This is a genomic window from Cobetia sp. BL01 (genome assembly GCF_056493605.1).
Genome location: NZ_JBVBEE010000001.1, coordinates 744,825 through 768,666, shown reverse-complemented (window position 1 = coordinate 768,666; position 23,842 = coordinate 744,825). Strand labels below are relative to the sequence as shown.

At 62.1% G+C, this 23,842-nt stretch carries 9 protein-coding genes; 6 read left to right on the top strand and 3 right to left on the bottom strand.

Going from position 1 to position 23,842, the window contains the following annotated elements:
• Positions 1–14: 14 nt before the first annotated feature.
• The gene (locus ACZYGA_RS03195; protein ID WP_191237610.1) at positions 15–1,343 is read right to left on the bottom strand and encodes an HlyD family type I secretion periplasmic adaptor subunit; all 1,329 of its coding nucleotides are present in this window, start codon (positions 1,341–1,343) and stop codon (positions 15–17) included.
• Positions 1,340–3,121, bottom strand: coding sequence for a type I secretion system permease/ATPase (locus ACZYGA_RS03190; protein ID WP_289864097.1), 1,782 nt, complete (start codon positions 3,119–3,121; stop codon positions 1,340–1,342). The genes ACZYGA_RS03195 and ACZYGA_RS03190 overlap by 4 nt, the downstream gene beginning before the upstream one ends.
• Positions 3,122–4,082: 961 nt before the next feature.
• Here ACZYGA_RS03190 and ACZYGA_RS03185 point away from each other — a divergent pair.
• The 6 genes from ACZYGA_RS03185 (at position 4,083) to ACZYGA_RS03160 (ending at position 22,825) form a co-directional block, all read left to right on the top strand.
• Positions 4,083–16,895 (top strand): carbohydrate-binding protein, encoded by a 12,813-nt coding sequence (locus ACZYGA_RS03185; protein ID WP_479398332.1) that lies wholly within the window; start codon positions 4,083–4,085, stop codon positions 16,893–16,895.
• Positions 16,896–16,901: 6 nt separating this feature from the next.
• Positions 16,902–17,606 (top strand): carbohydrate-binding protein, encoded by a 705-nt coding sequence (locus ACZYGA_RS03180; RefSeq protein WP_479398331.1) that lies wholly within the window; start codon positions 16,902–16,904, stop codon positions 17,604–17,606.
• 502 nt (positions 17,607–18,108) lie between these two features.
• On the top strand, positions 18,109–18,390 hold the full coding sequence (locus tag ACZYGA_RS03175) for a peptidylprolyl isomerase (protein WP_077375482.1): 282 nt from the start codon (positions 18,109–18,111) through the stop codon (positions 18,388–18,390).
• 95 nt (positions 18,391–18,485) lie between these two features.
• The gene (locus tag ACZYGA_RS03170; RefSeq protein WP_077375479.1) at positions 18,486–20,075 is read left to right on the top strand and encodes an ABC-F family ATPase; all 1,590 of its coding nucleotides are present in this window, start codon (positions 18,486–18,488) and stop codon (positions 20,073–20,075) included.
• Positions 20,076–20,316: 241 nt separating this feature from the next.
• Positions 20,317–21,312, top strand: a complete 996-nt coding sequence (locus ACZYGA_RS03165) for a PepSY domain-containing protein (RefSeq protein ID WP_404625823.1) — start codon at positions 20,317–20,319, stop codon at positions 21,310–21,312.
• 316 nt (positions 21,313–21,628) lie between these two features.
• Positions 21,629–22,825 (top strand): BaiN/RdsA family NAD(P)/FAD-dependent oxidoreductase, encoded by a 1,197-nt coding sequence (locus ACZYGA_RS03160; protein WP_404625821.1) that lies wholly within the window; start codon positions 21,629–21,631, stop codon positions 22,823–22,825.
• Positions 22,826–22,853: 28 nt separating this feature from the next.
• Here ACZYGA_RS03160 and ACZYGA_RS03155 read toward each other — a convergent pair whose 3' ends face one another.
• On the bottom strand, positions 22,854–23,762 hold the full coding sequence (locus ACZYGA_RS03155; RefSeq protein WP_404625819.1) for a LysR family transcriptional regulator: 909 nt from the start codon (positions 23,760–23,762) through the stop codon (positions 22,854–22,856).
• Between the last annotated feature and the right edge of the window lie 80 nt (positions 23,763–23,842).

The following is a 23,842-nucleotide window of genomic DNA, read 5'->3' as shown; positions in this document are numbered from 1 at the left end:
CCCTCATTCCCCTCTCATTCCTCCCTCATCGCGCGCGCCAGCATATCCATGACAGGCTTGCCGACATAACTGGCGAAGCTGCGCTCACCGGTACGGATCATCACTTCGGCAGGCATGCCGGAAAGCAATCGCATGCTCTCGGTCATGTTGCTCTGGCCGGTCCGGGTGACGCGAATCCGCGCCTTGTAATAGCGGGCACGTGTCGCTTCATCCTCGAAGCTGTTGGCGCTCACGTGCGTGACCTCGCCATCGATGATGTTGGATAAGCGCTGATTGAATGCGCTGAAGCGAATCTCTGCGGGCTGGCCGAGGTAGAGGTGGTCAATATCATGGTCCGGGACCCTGGCCTCGACGATGAAGCCGTCGCCGGCGGGCACGATATCGAGCAGGGGGTCGCCACTGCGAATCACCGCGCCCAGCGTATGGACCTTCAGGCCGACCACGGTGCCGGCCACCGGTGCGATGACCTTGGTACGCCTGAGGTTGTCATTGAGCGCGACCAGTCGTTCTTCCGCATCGGTGACCTCTGCCTGAACCTGGCGCAGAGACTCGCCGATCTGTTGCTGGAATTCCTGCAGGCGAATCTGTTTCTGCAGCTCGTTTTCGCTGATCTGGGAACGCAGCCGTGCGACCTCGGCAAATTGGCCGGCATTGTCGCTCTGGTATTCGAGACTCTCACGCTCCATCTCACGCAATCGCTGGTTATTGATCAGACCATTTCGGAACAGCTTGCGATGGTTGGCAACGTCACCATTGAGAGAGTTGATGCGTCGTCTTGTGATGGCCTGGGTATTCTCGAGACCTGCAATCTGCTCGTTCATCTGCACGACCTGCTCATCCAGGGCTGCCATGGCACCGTTCAGCGATTGACGACGTACGTCAAAGAGCCGCTGCTGTACTTCAAGGACCTCCCGCACACGAGGATTGGTCGACTGCCTCAAGGCTTCCGGGAAGGTCAGGGTCTCGGCGTTGCTGTACTCGGCAAGCAGGCGTATCTCACTGGCTCTGGCAATCAGGTATTCAGCCTCGACGATCTTCTGCTGAGAGCGTGCCTGGGTGTCATCGAAGACGATGAGCACGTCGCCGGCCTCGACATGATCGCCATCCTCTACGCGAATCGACTCCACGATGCCTCCCTCGAGGTGCTGGATGGTCTTCGTGAAGCTCTCTACCGATACCGATCCCGGTGCCACCACGGAAATTGCCAGGTTCGCCATGACTGACCAGCTGCCGAATCCGCCGACCGCGATGAGCAGTACGGCCAGGCCGAGGCGTCGATAATTGTGGTCGCGTAGCGGAAGCTCACTGTCAAAGCCGCCATTCATGGAGTGGGAGGTGGTCATCTCGGGCTCTCCTCACCGCCTTCATGGCGGCCTCTGGCACTGGGTTTCAGCTCGGTGACACGCTGTGCGTTTCTGGACGGAGTCGAGTGCCCTTTCCCTGCCACGGCCCGTGCAACGGGTCGTCCTCGCGTCGGCGGGGACAGTGAAGCCACCTGGCCATCCTTGAGGACGAGGATGCGGTCGACCTGCTGCAGAAGACGTTGACGATGGGTGATGATGATGGCGGTGGTGCCTGCCTGGCGCAGTTGCATCAGACACTTGGCCAACGCCTGCTCGCCACTTTCATCCAGGTTGGCGTCCGGTTCGTCGAGCACTACCAGCACCGGTTTTCCATAGAGTGCCCGCGCCAGGCCGATACGCTGTCGCTGGCCCGCGGAGAGGGCGGCTCCCCCGTGGGACAGCCAGGTGTCATAGCCTTGTGGCAGGCGAAGGATCATGTCGTGGACACCGGCGCTCTGGGCGGCTTGCACCACGAGTGACGCATCGACCTCCTGGAAGCGCGCGATATTCTCGGCGATTGAGCCATCGAACAGCTCGATATCCTGCGGCAGGTAGCCAAGATGAGGCCCGAGCGCGGTCCGCTTCCACTGACTGACGTCCACGCCATCGAGGCGCACGCACCCCAGCTGCACTGGCCATAGGCCGAGTATCACTCGTGCCAGGGTGGATTTGCCGGCGGCGCTGGGGCCTACCACGGCGATGTGCTCACCCTTGGCAAGTGTCAGAGTGATGTCCTTGAGGGTCGGTAGACGCTCGCCTGGCGGCGCGGCGTTGACTGCCTCCAGTGTCAGTCGGCCCTTGGGGGCCGGCAGAGGCATCGAGGGCGCCTCGGCCGGCACGGCCTCGAGCAGCTCCTCGAGGCGGGCTCGTGAGGTGCGTGCACCGCTGAAGCCTTTCCAGCCGGTGATCATCTGATCGATCGGCGCCAGCGCCCGCCCCATCAGGATCGAGCCGGCAATCATCATGCCGGGCGTCAGGTCGCCGGTCAGCACCAGATAGGCGCCAAGACCGAGGATCAATGACTGGAACATCAAGCGCAGTACCTTGGAGGTGTTGGTCAAGAGACCTGCGCGGTCGCTTGCCTTGGACTGCAGCACCAGATACTCACGGTGGCGCGCCTCCCATCGATTCTGGATGCCCGGCAGCATGCCCATGGCGTGGAGCACTTCGGCGTTGCGCAGATTGCTGTTGGCAAGGTCCTGGGACAGGACATGTTGGCCGTTGGCATCGCTCAGCAGCTTCCTGGTGGTCTTCTCGTTGATCAGCGCAATGACGGTCAGAACAAGGCCCGCGCCCAGGGCGAACAGACCAAACCATGGGTGAAACAGTGCCAGCACGCCGATGTATATCGGCACCCAGGGCGCGTCAAAGAAGGCGAACAGGCCGTTGCCGGAAAGGAATTGGCGAAGGGTGGTGAGGTCGTTCAGCGGCTGTGCGGAGGGCTTGCCCGGCGTCATCAGGGAGTGCTTGAACATGGCACTGTAAAGTCTCGGGCTGATCAGTACATCCAGTCGATTCCCGACTCGGACCAGGATTCTCGAGCGAATCAGTTCAAGGGCCCCCATCACCATGAAGAGGAACACGACCACCAGGGTCAGCATCAGCAGCGTTTCCTGGCTACGTGTCGTGATGACTCGATCATAGACCTGCAGCATGTAGAGCGGCGGCACCAGCATCAGCAGATTGATGAACAAGCTGAAGAGGCCGACATAGACAAAGCTGTGCCGACAGTGGTCCAGGATCTTTTGCAGGTCATTACCTTCCCGGGAGATGGCCATGGTGTCGTTCCCTAGCGTCGTTGTTGTTCTTTTTATCCACGTCACCGTCGTTGACGGCTGCCTGAGCTCGGATATTTCACGTTGTCTTGAGGAGACGCCATGGTTCTGTGGTCAATATTGATCATCTATTTATTAGGCTATTCTTTTTTATTCCTCTGGCTGCCTGTTGAAATATTGCTGCTGAATGATCGGCGAGCAAGTGAATGTTTCGATGATCAATAAAAAACTTTCCGGGTTTTATTTTGCTGGTTTTTGCTGTTTATTTTGCTCATGTCTGATAGTGAAGATCCATATGGTTTGCGTTTTTCAAAAAGTATGACGGTTCTGGCTTTCGTCAAGATTATCTTCTCTGGTATTCAGCATTGTTTTTCTCCTCACGCAAGTCGTATCGAGGGTTTATAGGGGTGGTGTTTTATTATTTCAAAGCATTCACTGTATTGTTTTCATTGAGTTTATTTTGATGTGGGAATCTGATGCATATTGCCATTTCGAGGGTGAGTGGAAATACCTCTTGTCTTGCGATAGGCCGCGTCTAGACTCGTTTTTGACGGGTTTACGAGCCTTTGCCGGTCATGTTCGAACTCTTTGGGAAAGCGTTGGAGAGTGGAACGTCATCGGGGATTCATTGCCGGTGAGGGACGTCGTGTCGTGAGGTCTCAAGATGGCGTAGAAATCGCCACTAAAAATTATTCGAGGGGTAGGGAAAATGTATTCCATGTCATTCGTATCGAGTCGTCTTGAGTCCATGGCATCACGTATCAGGAGTGGTGATCGTCTTGAGGGAAAGACGTTCCAGGATCACGAGATAATGGTCACGCCATTTCCCTCAGCGTGGGGGGATTCCATCAAGTCAATACGAATGACATTCGAGGATGCGCAGGATCGACTGTCGGTATTTGAGCGCTTTGAGCGTCCCTTTGTCTTTGATCATCTGCCTACCCCTCTATCAGGCAAACTCAAGATGATGATCGAAGCGTTGGACGAAAGAGGCGAGGTACTGCCCGGGTCTGGTGAGCAGTTCGGCTTCGAGGTCGAGTCACCGGATGTCGTCGCCGAGGAGGTGAGTGACCAGGAGGTGAGTGACCAGGAGGACACGCCGCAAGCCGCCCAGGCGCTACTGACCAGTAGTGATGAACCTGCCGCGGGCACAGGACCTGCCTTGCTGGCCGAACCTGCCCCTCTGGCCACGGCGGCGCTCATCGCACCGGAAAGCTTCACTACCCTTCGTATCGAGGCCGAAGACCTCAGTGATGACGACGGAGATGGCAATGCATCCTCCATCGGTGGGGCCGGTATCGAGGTGGTGACAGGGGGGGATAATCCGTCCAATACCGCCAATGCATCAGGCACTGCCTACGTGGACTTCGGCGGTGCGACCGGTGAGACGCTGACCTTCACCTTCAGCGTCACCGAGGCCGGTGAATATGAACTCGCGCTGGGGTATGCGCTCAGCCAGAATGGCGATGGGTCTGATCGCAACCGCCCATTGCGCCTGGACGTCAATGGCGAACTTCAGGATCGAATGTTTGATCTGCCGAGCACGACCCTGACCGGCGACGCCACTGATTTCAGTGAGTTCGGCGAGCGTACCATTCGCGTTCAGCTGCAGGCGGGCGAGAACACGGTGTCCTTCACCTCCAACGGGGCCAGTGGCCCCAACGTCGACTATCTGGAAGTGCGTGCACCGGACCCGGACGTCTTCGTCATTCAGGGTGAGGATCTCGATATCGGCCCGACGTCTGATGTCGCCGACGCTGGCACCAATCGTGTGGTGACTCTCGACAATATCGCCAGCTTCACCAATGGCAGGGAAACCTTCCGGGTCGGCGCCGAAGGCGCCAGCTATCTCGACTGGGCATCGGAAAATGCCGAGGCCTACGGTGACTTCACTCTCGAGGTGGCTACCGCCGGCACGTACAGTGTCACCGTGACCTATGCCAGCAACTCGGCGCGTCCCATTGATCTCTTTTTGGTCGATGACGACACGCAAAGTCAGGTCGGTGCCTTCCAGTTCGCAGCGGTGACTGCGCCGAATTACTACCCCGATGATATCGATGATGTGCCCGCGGACAACCAGCCAGGCAATGGCGGGCCTTCCGCGTGGGAGGGCTGGTCGACCGAGACGCTGGAGATCACGCTGGCCGCGGGCAGCAATACCCTGCGTCTGGGCGGCGCGACCAACGGGCCGAACATCGACAAGATCGAGGTGGCGCTTCTGGAGGCCGATGCGGTGGAGCCTGTCGATCCGGTGATTGCGTCAGTGGTGATGCAGGCAGAGGATGCCGTGCTGGGCGCCGACAACGGGGCCGCCACCGTGGTGCGTGACGCCGCGAATCCCGAGGCCGGTGGCTTTGTCGGACTGCGTCCGGACTTTTCCGGCACCGGTTACGTGGATTTCGGCAGCGCGCCGGGAGATAGCCTGACCTTCACCGTCAATGTGGCCGAGGCGGGCGACTACGACCTCAACTTCCGCTATGCCAGCAATGGCGCGCGTCCGTTGGCTCTCTCGATCAATGACGGCGAGTCCTCCGAGCTCGCCTTTGTCGGGACTGACCCCAACGCCGGCAACGTCGACCCTGAGGGTTTCGATGTCTGGAGCTACCACACCCTGACGACGAGTCTGGAGGTCGGTGACAACACCGTCACGCTGACGATCCCTGATGGACGCAGCAATGGGCCCAATGTCGATCGCCTGGAGGTCACCACGGCGGGCACGGGCCCGGTAGGGGATGTCGTGGCGGATGCCGATGCCTCTGTGCTGACCTTTACCGCCGTAGACCCCCTCCTCAATGGCGCGACCGTCGGTGAAGCGGGCTTCAGCGTCAGCGGACTGGATGCCGACATCACCTTCGTCGGCGTGACCTTCGATGAGGGAATCACGGTCCAGGAGGTGGTGCCGAACCCGGATGGCAGCTTCACGCTGGATCTGTCGGGATTCGCTGATGGCGATCTGTCGGTCACGCTGATCGCCATGGATGCCTTCGGCAACCGTGCCGAACAGAGCCTGGCACTGACGCTGGATACCACCGCCGATGAGGGGGGCGACCTGGCACTCGAAGGCCCGCAAGATGCCATCGAGGCGGATGACAGCGCCAGCGTGGTATTCGGTGTCGCGGGAATCGATGACGGCTCGACTCTCGAGATCAGCTTCGACGGCGGCGTGACCCGTCAGTCCGTTGTCAGCGATGGCGACACCTTGACGGTCGATCTCTCCACACAGGCGCCGGGCGATGTGATCGTGACCCTTATCGTGACCGATGCCGCCGGTAATGAGGCGAGTGTCGCGGAGGCAGTCACGCTGGCCGTCGTCGGCAGCGTGACGCTGGATGTCACCTTCGATGACGCCACGATCAGCGCCTACAACGCGCCCCAGGACAATCCCTCCGTTGGCACGGGGGCGGTGGTGGAAGACGACGGTGGCACTCTGACGTTGAACGACAATGTCTGGAAGCGGGCAGCCCTGCCGGAGGACTACACGATCACCAGTGGCAGCATCCTGACCCTGGATGTGGCCATATCCGATTCGCCGGTCCCCGAGATCGTTGCCATCGGCTTCGATGCCGATTCCAATCCGTTCAATGGCGGAAACAGTGTCTATCAGCTGGGCGGCAGCCAGACGCAGGGTGGCTTTGTCGATCTGCGTGGGCAGGGCATCGACAATGGCGATGGCACCTTGCGCTTCACCATCGATCTCTCGGCGCATGCGGGCATCACCCTCGATTCGCTGGTCTTCGTCAACGACGATGATGTGGGCGCCAAGGGCAGTGCGAGCTTCAGTGGCGTAAGCCTGTCAGAAGCCGATGTCGATGACACCAACAGCGCACCGCGCGTGGTGGGGGGTGGCATCGCTGATCTGAGTCTCGACGAAGGCGCGAATCTCGAGGTTGACCTGCCCTTCGTCGATGACGATGGCGATGACCTCGCCTTCAGCTTTCAGGTCACCGATGGCGATGGCCTGCCGGTCACCGTGGACGGGCTGAGTGTCAGCGACACTGTGCTGTCCGGGAGCCTCGCTGGTCTGGTGCCGGGCGATTACACCATCACGGTGACCGCTGATGATGGCACCGCCAGTACCGATACCGACTTCGCCTTGAGCATCGAGAACGTCAACGACGCCCCGGTGGCGGAGCCTGCCGTTCTCGAGCCCTACTTTGGAGAGGTGGGCGAGAGCTTCCTCCAGATTCCGCTGGCGGACTTCGCCTCGCTGTTCTCCGATGCCGATGGTGACAGCCTGACATTGACGGCCGAGGATCTGCCTGCCGGACTCGAGGTGATCGACGGTGTCATTCAAGGCACGCCAAGTGAAGGAGGCACCTTCGATGTTGTCGTGCGCGCCACCGACCCGAGTGGTCTGTCAGCGACCCAGTCGCTGAGCTTCATCATCGAAGGCACCCAGGTTGGCGATAGCATCACGATCGAGGCGGAAGATTTCACGGATCTCGACGCCGGTAACCTGATCGTCACTGGCAGTGCGTCGGCGTCCAACGAGCAGCTGATTCGTCTGACCAGCAATGCGCCGGCGACGATCGGCACTGATCTCTCGGCGGGCGGCGTGGAGCCGGGCTGGTACATCGCACGCCTCTATGTGTTCGATGAAACCGACGGTGAAGGCACCTTGACCCTGACCATCGGTGACACCGTGCTTGAAGCGCGCAACACGACAACCGATAGCCTGAGCGCCGACGTGGTATTGAACGACGACTTCGGCACCTTCGTCGGCAGTGGCGCGCGCGGAAATGCAGGCCAGAGCGGCAACCGCAAGGAAATCGTCTTCGAGACGCCCGTCGAGGTCACCGCCGGTGATCTGGCAAGCCTCGAACTGCGTGGTGCCGGTGGCGAGCTGATGCGTATCGACTCGCTTGAATTCGAGCGTATCGATGAGCCGGTCAATACTGCCCCGACCCTGGCGGGACTCGGTGCCGCGATCAGTATCGACGAGAACAGTGCTGGCGTGGCAAGTCTGGTGCTTGAGGATGCCGATGGCGACAGCCTGACGGTGACGCTGTCCGGTGCCGATGCCGCGCTCTTCACCTACGACGTGGCGAGTGGAGGAATCGCCTTCCTCAATCCACCGGACGCGGAGCTGGCCGCCGACAGCGATGAAGATGGTGTCTACGAGCTGACCGTGACGGTGACCGATGGCGAGGACAGCGTGTCACAGGACACCCTGATCACCGTGGCAGACCTCAATGAGAGCATCGCCATCGACCAGACCGCGTTTGCAGTGGATGAGAACCTGACCGAGATTGGCGCGATCCCGCTCGTCGATGAAGACGGGGGGACTCTCGGCCTCAACGCGCCGGTATTCGCCATCACTGGCGGGGCCGATTCTCCGCTGTTCACCATTGACGCCACCACCGGCGTGCTGAGCTTCACCAGTGCTCGCGATTTCGAGCTGGCGGTCGATGATGACGAAGATGGCGTCTATGACGTCGAGGTCAGCGTCAGTGACGGCGATCTCTCCACCACCGCGCAGCTCTCGGTCACCGTGAATGATGTCGATGAAGCGCCGTTCTCGCCCCTGCGTCTGCAGGCCGAAGACGGCACGGTGACGAGCTTCGATGACGGCGCCAACGCGACGGATACCGTAGTGCGCGATGCCGACAATCCCGAAGACAATGCGAATCTGGAGAACGGTCTGCGGCCGGGCTTCTCCGGTACCGGCTATCTGGACTTCGGCGACACGGCTGGCGATAACGTCGCCTGGCAGATCGAGGTGGCCCAGGCCGGTCAGTACGACATCAGTGTGCGTTACGCCACCAATACCGATCGTCCGCTGGATCTGGTGATCAATGGCGGCGATCCGTTGATGCTGGCCATGGCCAGCACGGACCCGGACGGCAGCGGCGGGGAAGAAGGCTTCGACCACTGGGGCTTCGAGACCTTCACCGTCAGCCTGGAGGCGGGCAGCAACGCCATCGTGCTGGCGATTCCCGCTGGCGCCACCACCGGTCCCAACATCGATCGCATCGAAGTGACCGACGCCGGCAGCGGCCCGATCCCGGAGGATGTGAGTGCCGATGAGGACGGCGATCTCGCCATCGTCGCGGCTGACGACACTCTCGATGCCAGTCAGCTGGCGGCGGCAGTCTTCAACGTCTCCGGCATCGATGATGACGTGATCAGCGTTGCCGTGTCCTTCGACGGCGGCGCGACCCGTGAGGCAGTGACGCCGGACGCCGATGGCAACATCACGCTGGATCTGAGCGGCCAGCTCGATGATCAGAGCGGCGATCTCGCCGTCTCGCTGTTCGTCACCGATGCCACCGGCAACGAGGCCAGCGCCAGCGAGGTGGTCAGCTTCGCGGAGGGCGACGGCACGCCTGCATTCAACTTCGCCATCGAGGGCGAGGCGCTGACCATCATCGATACCGACGGTGATACCCAGGTGCGCGATGCCGACAATCCGGAAACCAATGTCGCCTCCGGGCCAGATGGGCTGTGGGATGACTTTACCGGCACCGGCTATCTGGACATGGGAGCCGACGCCGGTGACGCCGCCGAGTTCCAGGTGGCGGTCGATGAGGCCGGTACCTACACCCTGGAGGTTCGCTATACCAATGCCGGTTCCAACGGCGCGAATCGCCCCATGGACATCCTGGTGGACGGGCTGAGTCAGGGGAATCTGGCCTTTGCCTCCACGGGGACCGACGCCGCCGGCTGGGAGAACTGGACCACCACGACGCTCGAGGTGGAGCTCGAGGCCGGCGACAACACCATTCGCCTTGCCAACCTGGGCAACGCCGGCCCCAACATCGACAGCCTGACGGTGAGCCGTGATGGCGTGGTGCCGGAGCGTCCGGTGGAGCCGGGCGAGCGCTTCTCGGTCAAGATCAACTTCCAGCCCGAAGGCACCGCGGTGCCGGATGGCTACATCGCCGACAACGGCAAGGCCTTCGGCACCCAATCGGTGACCGTGGATGGCCAGACCCATCAGTACGGCTGGATCACCGAGGCGTCGATCTACGACGGCGAGCCCGGCACCGAGCCGCTGGGCATCAGCGCGCTGACCAGCGTGGCGGTGAATGACCGCACCGATGACATCGCCGGGCTCGACCCGCGCCAGGGCACCTACGCCCACTTCGACCAGCCGGGAAGCGCCTATGTGCGCGCCGGCTGGGAGATCGAGCTGGACGATGGCTACTACGAGGTCACCGTCTCCATCGGGGATACCTCCGGGCCCTACGACAGTCGCAACGTGCTCAATGCCGAGGGTGAGCTGTTCAATGATCCCTTCACCCCGTTCCGGCCCGATGATTTCCCGGCGGACGGCAATCCGTCAGATGATACCGATGGCTTCCGCTCGGATCTGGTCACCCGCATCGTGCAGGTCAGCGATGGGCGTCTGACACTGGATTCCCTGGGGCTCGACAACGAGAACACCGAGATCCAGTACCTCGAGATCCAGGCACTGCCGGACCTGACGCCGGAAGATGATCGCATCGCCGCCGAGGATTACGCCTTCTTCACTGATGCGCGCGCCATCGCTGGGGTCGGTGACAACGAGGTGGAAGTCGATCTGGATCCCGACGACGGCGGCCTGCCGAGCGGGGTCGACCCGACGTCCGACATCTTCGTCGGCATCTCGGTGGTGGACGGCCGCGGCGGGGCGCTGCTCGAGAGCCTGGCTGACGGTTCGATCCGTCTGATCGAGACGCTGACCGGAGAGGAGGTCAGCTTCAACGCCAACACCACCGGTGGCTTCGATTCCCTGACCATCTCGCCGAGCCAGACGCTCAAGGAGTTCACCAGCTATACGCTGATCATCGACGGCTTCCAGGATCGTGGCGCCAACGACGACCTGGACGCGCCGACCCGTGAGTTCCAGAAGTACACCAACACCTTCATCACCGGCGAAGCCCCGGAGATCGTCGCTCGCGATGTGGCCTTCAATGACGTGGTGGAACTCGACGGTGCCTCTGACAACGCCTTCGGTTTCACCTCGCTGGAGATCACCGCCGATGGCTCGACGATGTACATCGCGACCATTGGTGGGCAGATCCTGCGCTACGACATCGACCCCGTCGATGGCTCCCTCGGCAACCGCCAGGAGCTTTCGCTGCCGAGCGATTACTTCCATCAGGACGGGGCCGATGCCAGCAATGATCGCCGCGGGATCATCGGGCTGGTGATCGACCCCACCGACCCCGACGTGCTGTGGATCACCGACAACTATCCGATCCCGCTGTCTGGCCGTGACAACGGCGTGCCCGACTTCAGTGGCCGGATCACCAAGATCACCCTGGAGGGCGGTAGCGAGTTCTCGGGCACCGCCGAGCCCTACATCACTGGCCTGCCACGCTCCAATGGCGATCATGTGACCAACAGCCTGGAGTTCCGCGCGAATCCGGATTACGACGCCGAGACCAATCCCGATGTCCCGAGTCATCTGCTGTATCTGATCCAGGGCTCCAACTCTGCCATGGGCGAGCCGGACAGCGCCTGGGGCAATCGTCCGGAGCGTCTGTTGAATGCCGCGGTGATGGAGATCGACCCGACCCGTGATGCGCCTCCCGGTGGCTTCGATGTCACTACCGAGCCGCTTCCCGACAACGGCCAGAATACTCGCTTCGATGACCCGGATGGCCATCCCAAGGACGACCCCATCCCGATGGGCAATGGCGAATTCCTGGTGTTCGATGAGCGTGGTGTCGCCACGGTGCAGGACGAGTCCGGCAACGTGCTCGAGTCCTACTACGACCCCTACGCCAGCGACGCGGTGCTGACGATCTTTGCCACCGGGGCGCGCAACGCCTACGACCTGGTGTGGCATTCCAATGGCTTCCTGTACGTGCCGACCAACGGTTCGGCGGCAGGCGGCAACGTGCCGGATGACCCGTCGACGCCGGAGGACGAGCGCTACACCAGTGTCGAGAAGCAGGATGACTATCTGTTCAAGATCGTCGAGGGAGGCTATTACGGGCATCCCAACCCGCTGCGCGACGAGTACATCCTCAACGGCGGCAATCCGACCAGTGCCACCGACCCCAATCAGGTCGACAAGTATCCGACAGGCACCAACCCCGAGGGCACCTACGATATCTCGGGTGTCTATTCGCTCGGCGAGAATCGCTCGCCCAACGGCGCAGTGGAATACACCAGTGATGTCTTCGGCGGCAATCTGCAGGGCAACGTGCTGTTCACCGAGTACTCCGGCGGTGACGACGTGCGCTCGATCACGCTGGATGCCAACGGCAACGTGATTGGCGATGACGTACTGCGTGATCCTGAGGGCAACGTCATCAGTTACGTCGACCCACTGGACATCATCGAGAATCCGGTCACCGGCCAGCTTTATCTGCTGACCCTGAATCGCGGCAATGGCCAGAGCCAGATCATTCGCCTCGACCCGGCACCGGGTGGGGTGGTGGATCCGGTCGACCCCGTGGACCCTGTCGACCCGACGAATGAGCTGGTCTCGCTGCTGGTCATTCAGGCCGAGGACAGGACGCCTGACGACGGCACCGCCGTGACGCTCGCGACGGAGACGGACGCCGAGATCCAGATTCGCGACATCGACAACCCCGAGACCAACCAGCCGGACCTGCCCAATGGCCTGCGCCCCGGTGCCTTCGGGCTCGATGGCAATACCGACGATACCGACGGCACGCCAGGTGGCTATGCGGACTTCGGGTCTACCAATGCCGACTTCCTCACCTTCACGTTCGAGCTGGATGCCGAGCAGGCTGGCGACTCGGTGTTGCATCTGCGCTATGCCAACGGCGGCAATGCCGATCGCCCGCTGGAAGTGTTCGTCAACAATGTCAGTGTCGGGGTGTTTGACTTCAGTCCGCCCGACGGCCTGACGGGGGATGCAGCCTGGGCCGAGTGGTTGACCGAGGCCGTGGCAGCGACGCTGGTCAGTGGTCAGAACACGGTGCGCCTGCAGGCCACCGCCGACACCGGCCCCAATATCGACCAGCTGGAGATCCTGCAGGAAGCGCCGGATACCACGCCTGGCGTCGATGAGTACGAGGCCGAGGGGGCAGTGCTCGATGGCGCCGTGGTGGTACTGACAAGCGATGATGATCGCAACGCGTCCGGTGATGGGTACGTCGACTTCGCGGGAACGGGTGATCAGACCATTACCTGGACACTCGATGTCGCCGAGACGGGAAGCTATGACATCGCCTTCCGCTACGCGCTTGCCGCGACCAAGGATGACCGTCCCCTGGGGCTTGCGATCAATGGTGTCGACCTCGGGATGTTGAACTTCGAAGGCCAGAGCAACGCTGACGAGAGCGACTGGTTCTTCCAGAACACGCTGGTCGCTCTGCAGCAGGGCAGCAACACCATCACCCTGACCGCGCCGGGTGCCGTGGGGCCGAACATCGATCTGCTGCAGGTGCCGAATGCACCGTCCGACAGCTTCATCCCGGTCTATGCCGATGTCTCGAACGGGTCGCGCATCGAGCTCGAGAGCGGTGACAGCGCACGCGCCCTCAACGAGCTGACCGCCGACTTCTACTTCAGCGTGGACAGCAGCGGACTCTATCGTCTGGATCTGGCCGCGAATGCGGGCGCCGATGATGGCCAGGGCCTGGCCCTGACGCTCAACGGGCAGTCGGTGAAACTGCTGGCCTATCCGGGAGTGGGTGACGCTGGTGAAGAGGGCACCTATGTCGAGCTCGAGGCCGGGGTGGAGTACAACCTGCGTGCGGTGTCCACCGCCGATGGTGCCGATGATCTCGACTATCTCGATGTGATGCCGGTGGTCGGCAGCGACGACGCCGATATCGTGGTAGAGAGCGGTGATGCCGCCTACTACTCCGATCGCCTGCACTTCAGTTATCTGGACAACAACAGCGGCTCGAATCCCGATCGTGACTTCAAGGAAAGTGCCACGGTCACCATTTCCAACACCGGCAGCGATGTGCTGGAAGTGCTCGATGCCGACATCGACGGCCCCTTCACACTGGCGGACCCCGAGGTGTTTGATGGCCTGACGCTGGCCGCGGGGCAATCCCTCGAGGTCACGGTGCTGTTCGACCGGGACAGCTACACCGCGCCGTCCAACAATGCCGGTGATGGGGTCTTCGAGGGCCGTATCCGTCTCACCACCAACGATGCCGACTCTCCGATCGCCGAGATCCACATGGCAGGCTTCTGGCAGGCGCGTGACGAGGGTGGCTGGGAGCCCAACGTCAACGAGGTGTGGGAGGTGTTCGGCTTCGGTAACCGTATCGAAGGCTTGTCGACCGTCGGTGGCGGAGAGAATTCGGTACTCAACGACTTCGATCTGTATCGCCCGGTCAATGATGACGAGGTGCTATCGCGCTACTGGTCTCTGGCCGAGGGGGCTGGCGAGGCCAGGATCACCCAGCTGGCGGCCTATCATGGCGGTGGCGGGGCGACGCTGGGTATCCACAACCCCGGCGACAAGGGGCAGGACGTGATCTTCTCCAATCACGCGGGCGACAATAACCAGTCGATCCTGCCGGTATTGAGCAACGGCAACTTCGCCACCGCGACCTTCGGGCTCGATGATATCCCGGCCGGGTGGGCCGGAAGTGGCGTGTTCGGTATCGAAGTGGCCAATCTGTCCACGGACCCGTCACTCAACCCGACCGGAGGCGGCACCCCGCCGGCCGATGCCGAGGGTATCGAGCGCGGCTATACCGTGCGCATGTTCCGGGCTCTCGATGCCGAGGGCAACGTGATCCCCGACACCTATCTGGGGATCATGGATTACACCGGGATCAACTATGACTACAACGACAACATGTTCCTCATCGAGGGCGTGACACCGGTGTCTGGTGGTGAGCTGACGGTCATCAACAATGACGGCGTGCCTTCCAACGATCGCCTGGTGATGTCGCGCATCGAGAATCCGGCCAATGCCGCGCAGGAGGTGCATGACGAGGTGACCGTCACGCTGAGAAACGATGGCTTCGAGAGTCTCGACATCAGTCGCGTCGAGGTCAGTGATGCGACGCTGTTCGAGCTGACGGAGGCCTTCACTGCGGTGACGCTGGAGCCGGGTGAGTCAGTCGATGTGATCGTGCGCTTCATCGCCGATGATCCCAACGATGGCAGCCTCTACGAGTCCAGCCTGATCATCACCTCAAGTGATGCGGATGAGGGAGATAAGGTCATCGAACTTGCCGGCCTGGCCCAGAATCGCTCAGAAAGCGGCCAGGAACCGGGAGTGCAGGAGATCATCGATGCCTTCGGCTACTCGACCAATGTTGCCGAAGGGCAGATGAACCAGGGAGGGCTGGTGGAAGCCAACGGCGATGAGATCCTGTCTCCGTACTTCCAGCGCGCCGATGGAGGCTCGCCGATCAAGATCACTCAGCTGGCGGCTTACCATACCCAGGGCGACGTGGCACGACTGTTCATCCACGACGTCGACAGTCGTGATATCGACGAGGTGCTGGCCCACGACGAGGCCGATGGTCAGACGTTGCTGCCACGCACGCTCAATGAGGGAGATCTGCTGACCACCACCACCCTGGATCGCGATGCGCCCTTTGGTTTCTTCGCTGAGATATCGGGCCGCCAGGGCTATATTTCCTGGTCCGATCCCGACGCCAACCTCCATGAGGACACCGTCGATGCCATCGGCACTCCCGGCAACAATCTCAACTGGGACGAGAATGATGGCCATCTGATCCGTGTGTATGTGGCCAGGGACGCCGCCGGCAACGAAATCCCGGATACCTATATCGTGATCCAGGATTACGCGGGGGTGAACTACGACTACAACGACAACATCTTCCTGGTGGAGAACGTTACTACCTACGATCCCGCAGGGGCGGAAGATGCTGACGGCAATGGACGCGTGGATCTGTACGACGACGATGACAACGACGGTGTGCCGAACTTCCTCGACAATCCCGAGCCGGTGGGACAGAGCGCCTTCAATGCCGGCGAGACTGCCTGGGCGGTGGGAAGCGATGGCCTGACACTGGAAGCGCGCCTGTTCGACAACGGTGGCCAGGGCGTCGCCTACAACGACACCACGCAGGCCCACCAGGGCGATGGCTTCCGTTCCGACGAAGCGGTGGATATCTCCAATGGCAGTCTGGCCATCGGCTATGTGGCCGACGGTGAGTGGCTCGAGTACACCCTGAATGTCGAGACGGCGGGCACCTATGCACTGAACTTCTCCGCCTCGGCGACTTCCGACGGCAAGTCGATCACCGCCGCCTTCGAGCAGGACGGCAGCTTCTATACCGAGGGGCAGGCGGTGGCGGTACCGGACACCGACGGTTTCACCAACTTCACCGATGTGGGTCCCTTGACCTTCACGCTGGAGGAAGGTGAGCAGGTGCTCAGGTTGACCTTCAACGGCGGACAGCTGGATCTGGCCTCTCTGAATCTGACGCTGGTGGCGCCGGTGGACGATGGCCAGCAGGCGTACACCGACGATGGTCAGCCCTGGCAGGTAGGCAGTGACTTCAGCCTTGAGGCGGTGAATTACGATGAAGGCGGACAGGATGTCGCCTACAACGATTCCAGCGAGGTGCAGGAGGGGACCGATGTTCGCGGTGAGGGCGTGGACATGGCCAGCGGCGGCAGCGCCATCGGCTGGATCGAGGATGGCGAATGGGTGGAGTACACCTTGAACGTCGAACAGGCCGGTACCTACGATATGGCCTTCCTGGCTTCCCTGGGAGTCTCGGGGGGAGGGCAGCGCAGCATTACCGCAACCTTTGCCAAGGAGGCCGACGCCCCGTACGCCAGCGCCACACCGGTAGGGGTCTCACCGACCGGTAGCTGGACCAGTTTCGTGGGTACCGAGACCGCCCAGGTGACCCTGGAGGCTTGAGAGCAGGTGCTGCGACTGACCTTCAATGGCGGTTCCATGGACCTGCAGGGATTCTCGCTCTCCCTTGATGGTCAGCAGGCCTTCAATGCGGGAGGCATCCCCTGGCAGGTGCAGGCGGATGAGGGGCTCAGCCTCGATGCCGTCAACTTTGATGAAGGTGGGCAAGGGGAGGCCTACAACGAGCTCTCCAGCGCTCAGTTCGGCTCGAACTATCGCGATACACCGGTGGATATCGTCGGTGAGGGGGAAGCGATAGGCTGGGTAGAGGATGGTGAATGGCTTGAGTACACCATCGATGTCGAGCAGGCCGGCGCTCACACGCTGTCATTCGTCACCTCCGCTCCTGACAATGGGCGCAGCATCACGGCCTCGGTGGAGAAGAATGGCGAGTTCTATGACGAGGCCAGTGGCACGCTACCCAATTCCGGTGCCTGGGGAGTCTATGTCGATGGTCCCTCGCTGACGCTGGACCTGGAGGAGGGGGTGCAGGTGTTGCGTATCACCTTCAATGGCGGTTCACAGGATCTGGCGTCCTTCCAGATCACGCGTGATCCGGATGTGGCTCCGGCTGGCTCACCGAATGCGCTCGCGATGATGAGCATGCTCGAGGACGGCGACGCGATTCCGGTCTCCAATAATGAGGAGGCGCCGATGAGCGACGATGTCGGCCTTCAGGGCATACAGGATGATGTCCAGGCCGGCCTGCTCTAGAAAGACGGCGCAAGATGACGGGGAAGGCGTGAGCAAGTGGCCGGGAACATGGCATGGGCTGGAACCTTGCCTTTCCCGGCCCGCGTAGATGCCTGGCAGGACATGCGTGAATCTCTGACGCGCATGTCCTGTCAGGCATCTGCGTGTCGCCAGTTCCCCTCCCCCTCCTTCTTTCGGTGTGACGCTCCGAGATCTCCCGGCAACACCTGATGGCGCGAGACGGGTCTCGATCTTCGCGCCTGCGTCTGGCGTTACCGGAGGCTCGCCTGTCAGAAGCGGCTGCGAACACGCACTGCAGCGTCTGTCTTCCTGAGCTGTTATCATGCCCGCCTTCAGATTCACCTTGTTGGCTGTTGTCTCCCTCATCTTTCGTCTGGCCTCCCGCCATGTCCCTCGTCATGCGCCTGTTGTCGCAGGTCGTCGCTGACAGGACGGCACCTCGGAGGGACAGAACGCGAACCGGGAGAAGACAGGCACGCATTCGCTTGCAAGAGGACATGAGATGGCTCGTATTGCCATGGCACGCCACATTCTGGTGAAGACCGAGGCCGAGGCGCAGCGTCTCAAGCAGTCACTGGAGCGCGGCCAGCCGTTCGAGAAGCTGGCGAAGAAGCACTCCACCTGTCCTTCCGGCAAGCGGGGCGGTGACCTGGGCGAAGTGCGCCCCGGCCAGATGGTCGGCGGCATTGATCGCGCCATCTTCAAGGGCCCGCTCAATACCCTGCAGGGGCCGCTGAAGAGCAAGTTCGGCTATCACCTGCTGGAAGTCTTCTTCCGTGGCTGATGCCTGACGGACCGCGATTCCAGACCCCGTATCATCCGGCGCCAGCGTGACGCTTCGTCACCGCCCACCTTTTCATTCCAAACGGATATTCCCTCGTGATCTCTACCGCCAATCTCACCATGCAGTTCGGTGCCAAGCCGCTGTTTGAAGACGTCTCCGCCAAATTCGGTCGTGGCAATCGCTATGGCCTGATCGGCGCCAACGGCTGCGGCAAGTCGACCATGATGAAGATTCTCGGCGGCGATCTTGAGCCGTCCGGTGGCCACGTCATGCTCGAGCCCAACACCCGTCTGGGCAAGCTGCGTCAGGACCAGTTCGCCTATGAGGAATACACGGTGCTCGACACCGTCATCATGGGCCACGAGCGCCTGGCGGTGGTCAAGGCCGAGCGTGACCGCATCTACTCGCTGCCGGAGATGAGCGAGGAAGATGGCATGAAGGTCGCCGACCTCGAGGTCGAATTCGCCGAGCTGGACGGCTACACCGCCGAAGCGCGTGCCGGTGAGCTGCTGATGGGCCTCGATATCCCCATCGAGCAGCACCTGGGGCCGATGAGTGAAGTCGCGCCGGGCTGGAAACTGCGCGTGCTGCTGGCACAGGCGCTGTTCTCCGATCCTGACGTCCTGCTGCTCGATGAGCCGACCAACCACCTGGACATCAACACCATCCGCTGGTTGGAAGGCGTGCTGACCGCGCGCTCCAGCACCATGATCATCATCTCGCACGACCGTCACTTCCTGAACAGTGTCTGCACCCACATGGCGGACCTGGATTACGGTGAGCTGCGTCTGTTCCCGGGCAACTATGACGAGTACATGACCGCCGCCACCCAGGCGCGTGAACAGCTGCAGGCCGACAACGCCAAGAAGAAGGCGCAGATTGCCGAGCTGCAGTCCTTCGTCAGCCGCTTCTCCGCCAACGCCTCCAAGGCCAAGCAGGCGACCTCGCGTGCCAAGCAGATCGACAAGATCCAGCTCAACGAGATCAAGCCGTCCTCACGCGTCAGCCCATTCATCCGCTTCGAGCAGACCAAAAAGGTCCACAACAACGCGGTGATGATCGACAAGCTCGCCAAGGGCTTCGATGGCAACACCCTGTTCGAGAACTTCAGCTTCACGGTCGCCGCCGGTGAGCGTGTCGCCATCATCGGCCCGAACGGTATCGGCAAGACCACGCTGCTGCGCACCCTGGTCGGCGAGATGCACCCGGATGCCGGTGAAGTGAAGTGGACCGACGCCGCGGAAGTCGGCTACTACGCGCAGGACCACGCCCATGACTTCGCCAACGACATGAGCCTCTACGACTGGATGTCGCAGTGGACCGGTGGGGGCGAACAGGTCGTGCGTGGCACCCTGGGCCGCATGCTGTTCTCCAATGACGACATCCAGAAGTCGGTCAAGGTGCTTTCCGGTGGTGAGCAGGGCCGCATGTTGTTCGGCAAGTTGATCCTCAAGCAGCCCAACGTGCTGGTGATGGATGAGCCGACCAACCACCTGGACATGGAGTCCATCGAGGCACTCAACCTCGCGCTGGAAAACTATCCGGGCACGTTGATCTTCGTCAGCCACGACCGTGAATTCGTCGGCTCGCTGGCCACGCGCATCATCGAGCTGAATGCCGAGGGTGTGGTCGACTTCTCCGGCACCTATGATGACTACCTGCGCAGCCAAGGCGTCATCGTCTGAGCGAGCACGTCTGCTCCCTGGCGTGAAATCGCCGCTCTGATCGCCCCCGTTGCCCCTGGCAGCGGGGGCGATCTGCCATCTGGCGTCGACGATCCGCGCCATTCGATTGCGCGATGTGACTGCATGTGAGAATCATTCGCCGATGAGGTGTATTTGTCTTATCATCTGCGCCTCTTGATCGCACCCGCGCGAAGGCGTGTGCATCCACCTTGTCGTCGCTCACCCCAGGAACAGAGTCATCATGTCAGATGTCGCACCCGGTGCCCCCGCTCAACGGCCCGCCTCGCGCGCCACGTCCATGCGTCAGGACACCCCCCGTCAGCGAGGGCGGCGCAAGACCCTGGCGCAGCGACTCAATCCCTGGATCCGCTCTCTGCATCTGTATTGCGGCGTCGCGCTGGTGCCCTTCGTGCTGTTGTATGGCGTGAGCGCCTTCCTGATGAACCATCCCGGTCTGTATCGCGACATCCAGCAGACACCCTTGTCGTCCGAGGCATTGCAACGCGCCGCGTTGGGCCCGGTGGATGCCCAGGCTCTGGCCGTGGCCACCGTGGCGGAAATGAACCGAGTCTCCTCGGGGCGTCACGAATTCACGCTGGTTGACCCGCAGGCGCTCGAAGGGGCGCCGTTGTCTCTGCTACTGGATTCCCGGGGAGCGGACATGCGTCAGCGCTACATGGTGGATCTTTCCCACGGTGAGGGGCGGCGCATCGCCATGCAGGAAAACGCCGCGGGAAATGCGTCGGCTCGTCCTGCTCGCATGCCGCTGGCCGGCCAGACCCTGACGCTTCCTGACACCTCGCCACTGGCGGTGCCACTGGTCAGTCAGCAGGCCCGTCTTCGCGAGGCGATCGGCGCCAGTGAACGTCAGCCGCTCAATGGCAAGGGGACGCTCGACTTCACGCTGGAGGACGGCAGCGGCCAGCGCTTCACTGCCCAGCTGGACCTGTATTCAGGCAAGCTGAAGGGCCAGCCCGTCGGGCAGAACCAGCCCGGCGCGGGGCTTGGCGAAACCCTGACGCATCTGCACAAGCAGCATGGCTACAAGAGCAGCGTGCTGGAGTGGCTGTGGGCCGTGGTCGTGGATGTCATGGCCTGCGTGATGGTGCTGTGGGGGCTGACTGGCCTGTGGATGTGGTGGCAGATGAAACGTCGGCGCCCCCTGGGCGGCCTGCTCATGGCGGCCGGTATCGGTCTGTCGGCGGCTCTCGGACTGGGGCTGCATGCCGGAATGTGACAGGTGAGGTGAGCAGGCTCTTGGCTTGACGTCATGTCCAGCGAGACACGACAGAACCTGACGAGATGGCATGTCAGCTGACGTGCGAGCTGACGTGCGAGATAAAAAGGAGCGCTGTGGATATCCGCAGCGCTCCTTTTGATGGCCATTCCGCGCTCCGCATGTTGCCAGGGGACGGCGGGAGCCCGAAACCGGGCGTGGCTTCTGGTAAACTGCGCGGCCGGTGGCTGGCACAGTCGGGCCACCACGGTGCTGCTACTCGAGCACTCGGCGTTTCAGCACCGTCTTTCTCTTCTTGTTGCACGAGGTTTCCAGCATGGCCACATACGACGTCATCATCATCGGCGCAGGCGCGGCAGGCCTGATGTGTGCCGCCACGGCGGGCTATCAGGGCAAGCGCGTGCTGGTGCTGGACCACGCCAACAAGGCCGGCAAGAAGATCCTGATGTCAGGTGGCGGGCGCTGCAATTTCACCAACCTGGATGCCGGGCCGTCCAACTTCTTCTCACGCAATCCGCACTTCTGCATCTCGGCACTCAAGCGCTACACGCCGCATCACTTTCTCGAGCTGGTGGAGCGTCACGGGTTGGAGCATGTCGAGAAGAAGCCGGGGCAGCTGTTCTGCGCGGATTCCGCCAAGGATCTGCTGGCGATCCTGATGACGGAGTGCGAGTGGGCCGGGGCGGAGATTCGTCTCAACACACGCATCACTTCGCTTGAGCATGCGGGTGAGGGCATGCGGGTCGAGACCAGCAACGGCACGCATACGGCAGGGCGGGTGGTAGTGGCGACCGGTGGCATGTCGATCCCGACGCTGGGCGCGACCGGTTTCGGCTATGATATCGCGCGCCAGTTCGGACTCGAGGTCACCGAAACCTACGCGGCGCTGGTGCCGTTCACGCTGACCTCGCAGTGGAAGGAGCGCCTGTCGCCGCTGTCCGGGCTTGCCTGTGACGTCAGCGTCACTGCCGGCAAGGGCCAGTATCGCGAACCGATGCTGATCACCCACCGTGGGCTTTCCGGCCCGGCGATGCTGCAGGCCTCCAGCTGGTGGACGCCCGGTCAGCCACTGGACATCGACCTGCTGCCGGGGGTGGACGCCTACGCCGAGCTGCTTGCCCTGCGTGAGCAGCATCCCAAGCGCCAGATCGGTCCCTGGCTTGGCGAGCGCCTGCCCAAGCGTCTCGCCCAGTCGCTGGTCGAGTGGCAGGATGCCGATGCCGGCCGCATCAGCGAGCGCAGCCTCGCCGAGCTCTCCAACGCGCGTCTCGAGCAGCTGGCCAAGGCGCTCAACCACTGGCAGCTCAAGCCGGCGGGCACCGAAGGCTGGCGCACCGCCGAGGTCACCATGGGCGGCGTGGTCACCGATGCCATCTCGCAGAAGGACTTCAGCGTGCGCGATCTCCCGCAGCTGGCCTTCATCGGTGAGGTGCTGGATGTCACCGGCGAACTGGGCGGCTACAACTTCCAGTGGGCGTGGTCCTCGGCGGTGGCCTGCGGGCTGAACTGCTGACCAGCACGTTCTCACCACTGGCCGCGTCTCATGCCATCTGCTGGCGGATGGCGGGCAGGCGTTGCTCGACCAGCGCGACGAAGGCCTCGGTCACCGGTCGGCCCGGTGTGGTCGGATAGTGAAGCTCCAATGGCACCGCCCCGAGCGCCGGACGCAGGGGAATGAACTGACAGCCATCGCACTGCAGACGGCGGATGCAGCCGGGCGCGATGGCGACTCCCAGTCCGGCCGCAACCTCACTGAGCAGCGTCTGCATCATGGCCGGCTGGCGCTGGAGGCGCGGCGAGAAGCCGGCATCGCCGCAGGCGCTGATGATCTGATCAAATAGCCCCGTCGCCTGCGTGCGCTGAAACAGCACGAAGTCCTCCTTCGCAAGCTCGCTCAGGGTGAGCCGCTTGCGGTGCGCCAGACGATGGCCCTCGGGCACGACCGCCATCAGCATGTCCTCGTAGACCGGCAGAGCCGTCAGGGTATCGCGCTGCTCGATGGGCAGCGGACGCGACAGGCCGAGGTCGATCTCGTCACGCGCGAAGGCATCCAGCTGCTGCTGGGCGCTCATCTCATGCAAGGTGAGGCTGACCTCGGGGTGGCTGGCGGCGAAGTCGCGCATCAGGCCGGGAACGAAGCTTGCGCAGGCCGAGCTCATGTAGCCGATGCGCAACGTGCCGGTCTGGCCGCTGGCGGCCATCGCCACGCGCTTGCGTGCCTGTGCCTCCAGCGCCAGCATGCGCTGCGCTTCTTCCAGCAACGCCTCGCCGGGTGCCGTCACTCGCACTTCCCGCGTATTGCGCCACAACAGACTCACGCCCAGTTCGGCTTCAAGATCGGCGATCTGGCGACTGATGGCAGGCTGAACGGTGTGCAGCTCGCGGGCGGCGGCCGAGAAGCTCCGGTGCGTCGCCACGGAAACGAAGGTTCTCAGTGTGCGCAGTTCCATGGCAGCTCTCGTCAGTTGATTGATGTTCATCAAGTATAAGTTATATCAAGTATCGTCATTTCTATTATCAATGCTCGCTC

Excerpts from the sequence above, each read along its gene's own strand:
- ACZYGA_RS03195 (WP_191237610.1), bottom strand. The coding sequence starts at position 1,343 with ATGACCACCTCCCACTCCATGAATGGCGGCTTTGACAGTGAGCTTCCG.
- ACZYGA_RS03190 (WP_289864097.1), bottom strand. The coding sequence starts at position 3,121 with ATGGCCATCTCCCGGGAAGGTAATGACCTGCAAAAGATCCTGGACCAC.
- ACZYGA_RS03185 (WP_479398332.1), top strand. The coding sequence starts at position 4,083 with ATGATGATCGAAGCGTTGGACGAAAGAGGCGAGGTACTGCCCGGGTCT.
- ACZYGA_RS03175 (WP_077375482.1), top strand. The coding sequence starts at position 18,109 with ATGGCTCGTATTGCCATGGCACGCCACATTCTGGTGAAGACCGAGGCC.
- ACZYGA_RS03165 (WP_404625823.1), top strand. The coding sequence starts at position 20,317 with ATGTCAGATGTCGCACCCGGTGCCCCCGCTCAACGGCCCGCCTCGCGC.
- ACZYGA_RS03160 (WP_404625821.1), top strand. The coding sequence starts at position 21,629 with ATGGCCACATACGACGTCATCATCATCGGCGCAGGCGCGGCAGGCCTG.
- ACZYGA_RS03155 (WP_404625819.1), bottom strand. The coding sequence starts at position 23,762 with ATGGAACTGCGCACACTGAGAACCTTCGTTTCCGTGGCGACGCACCGG.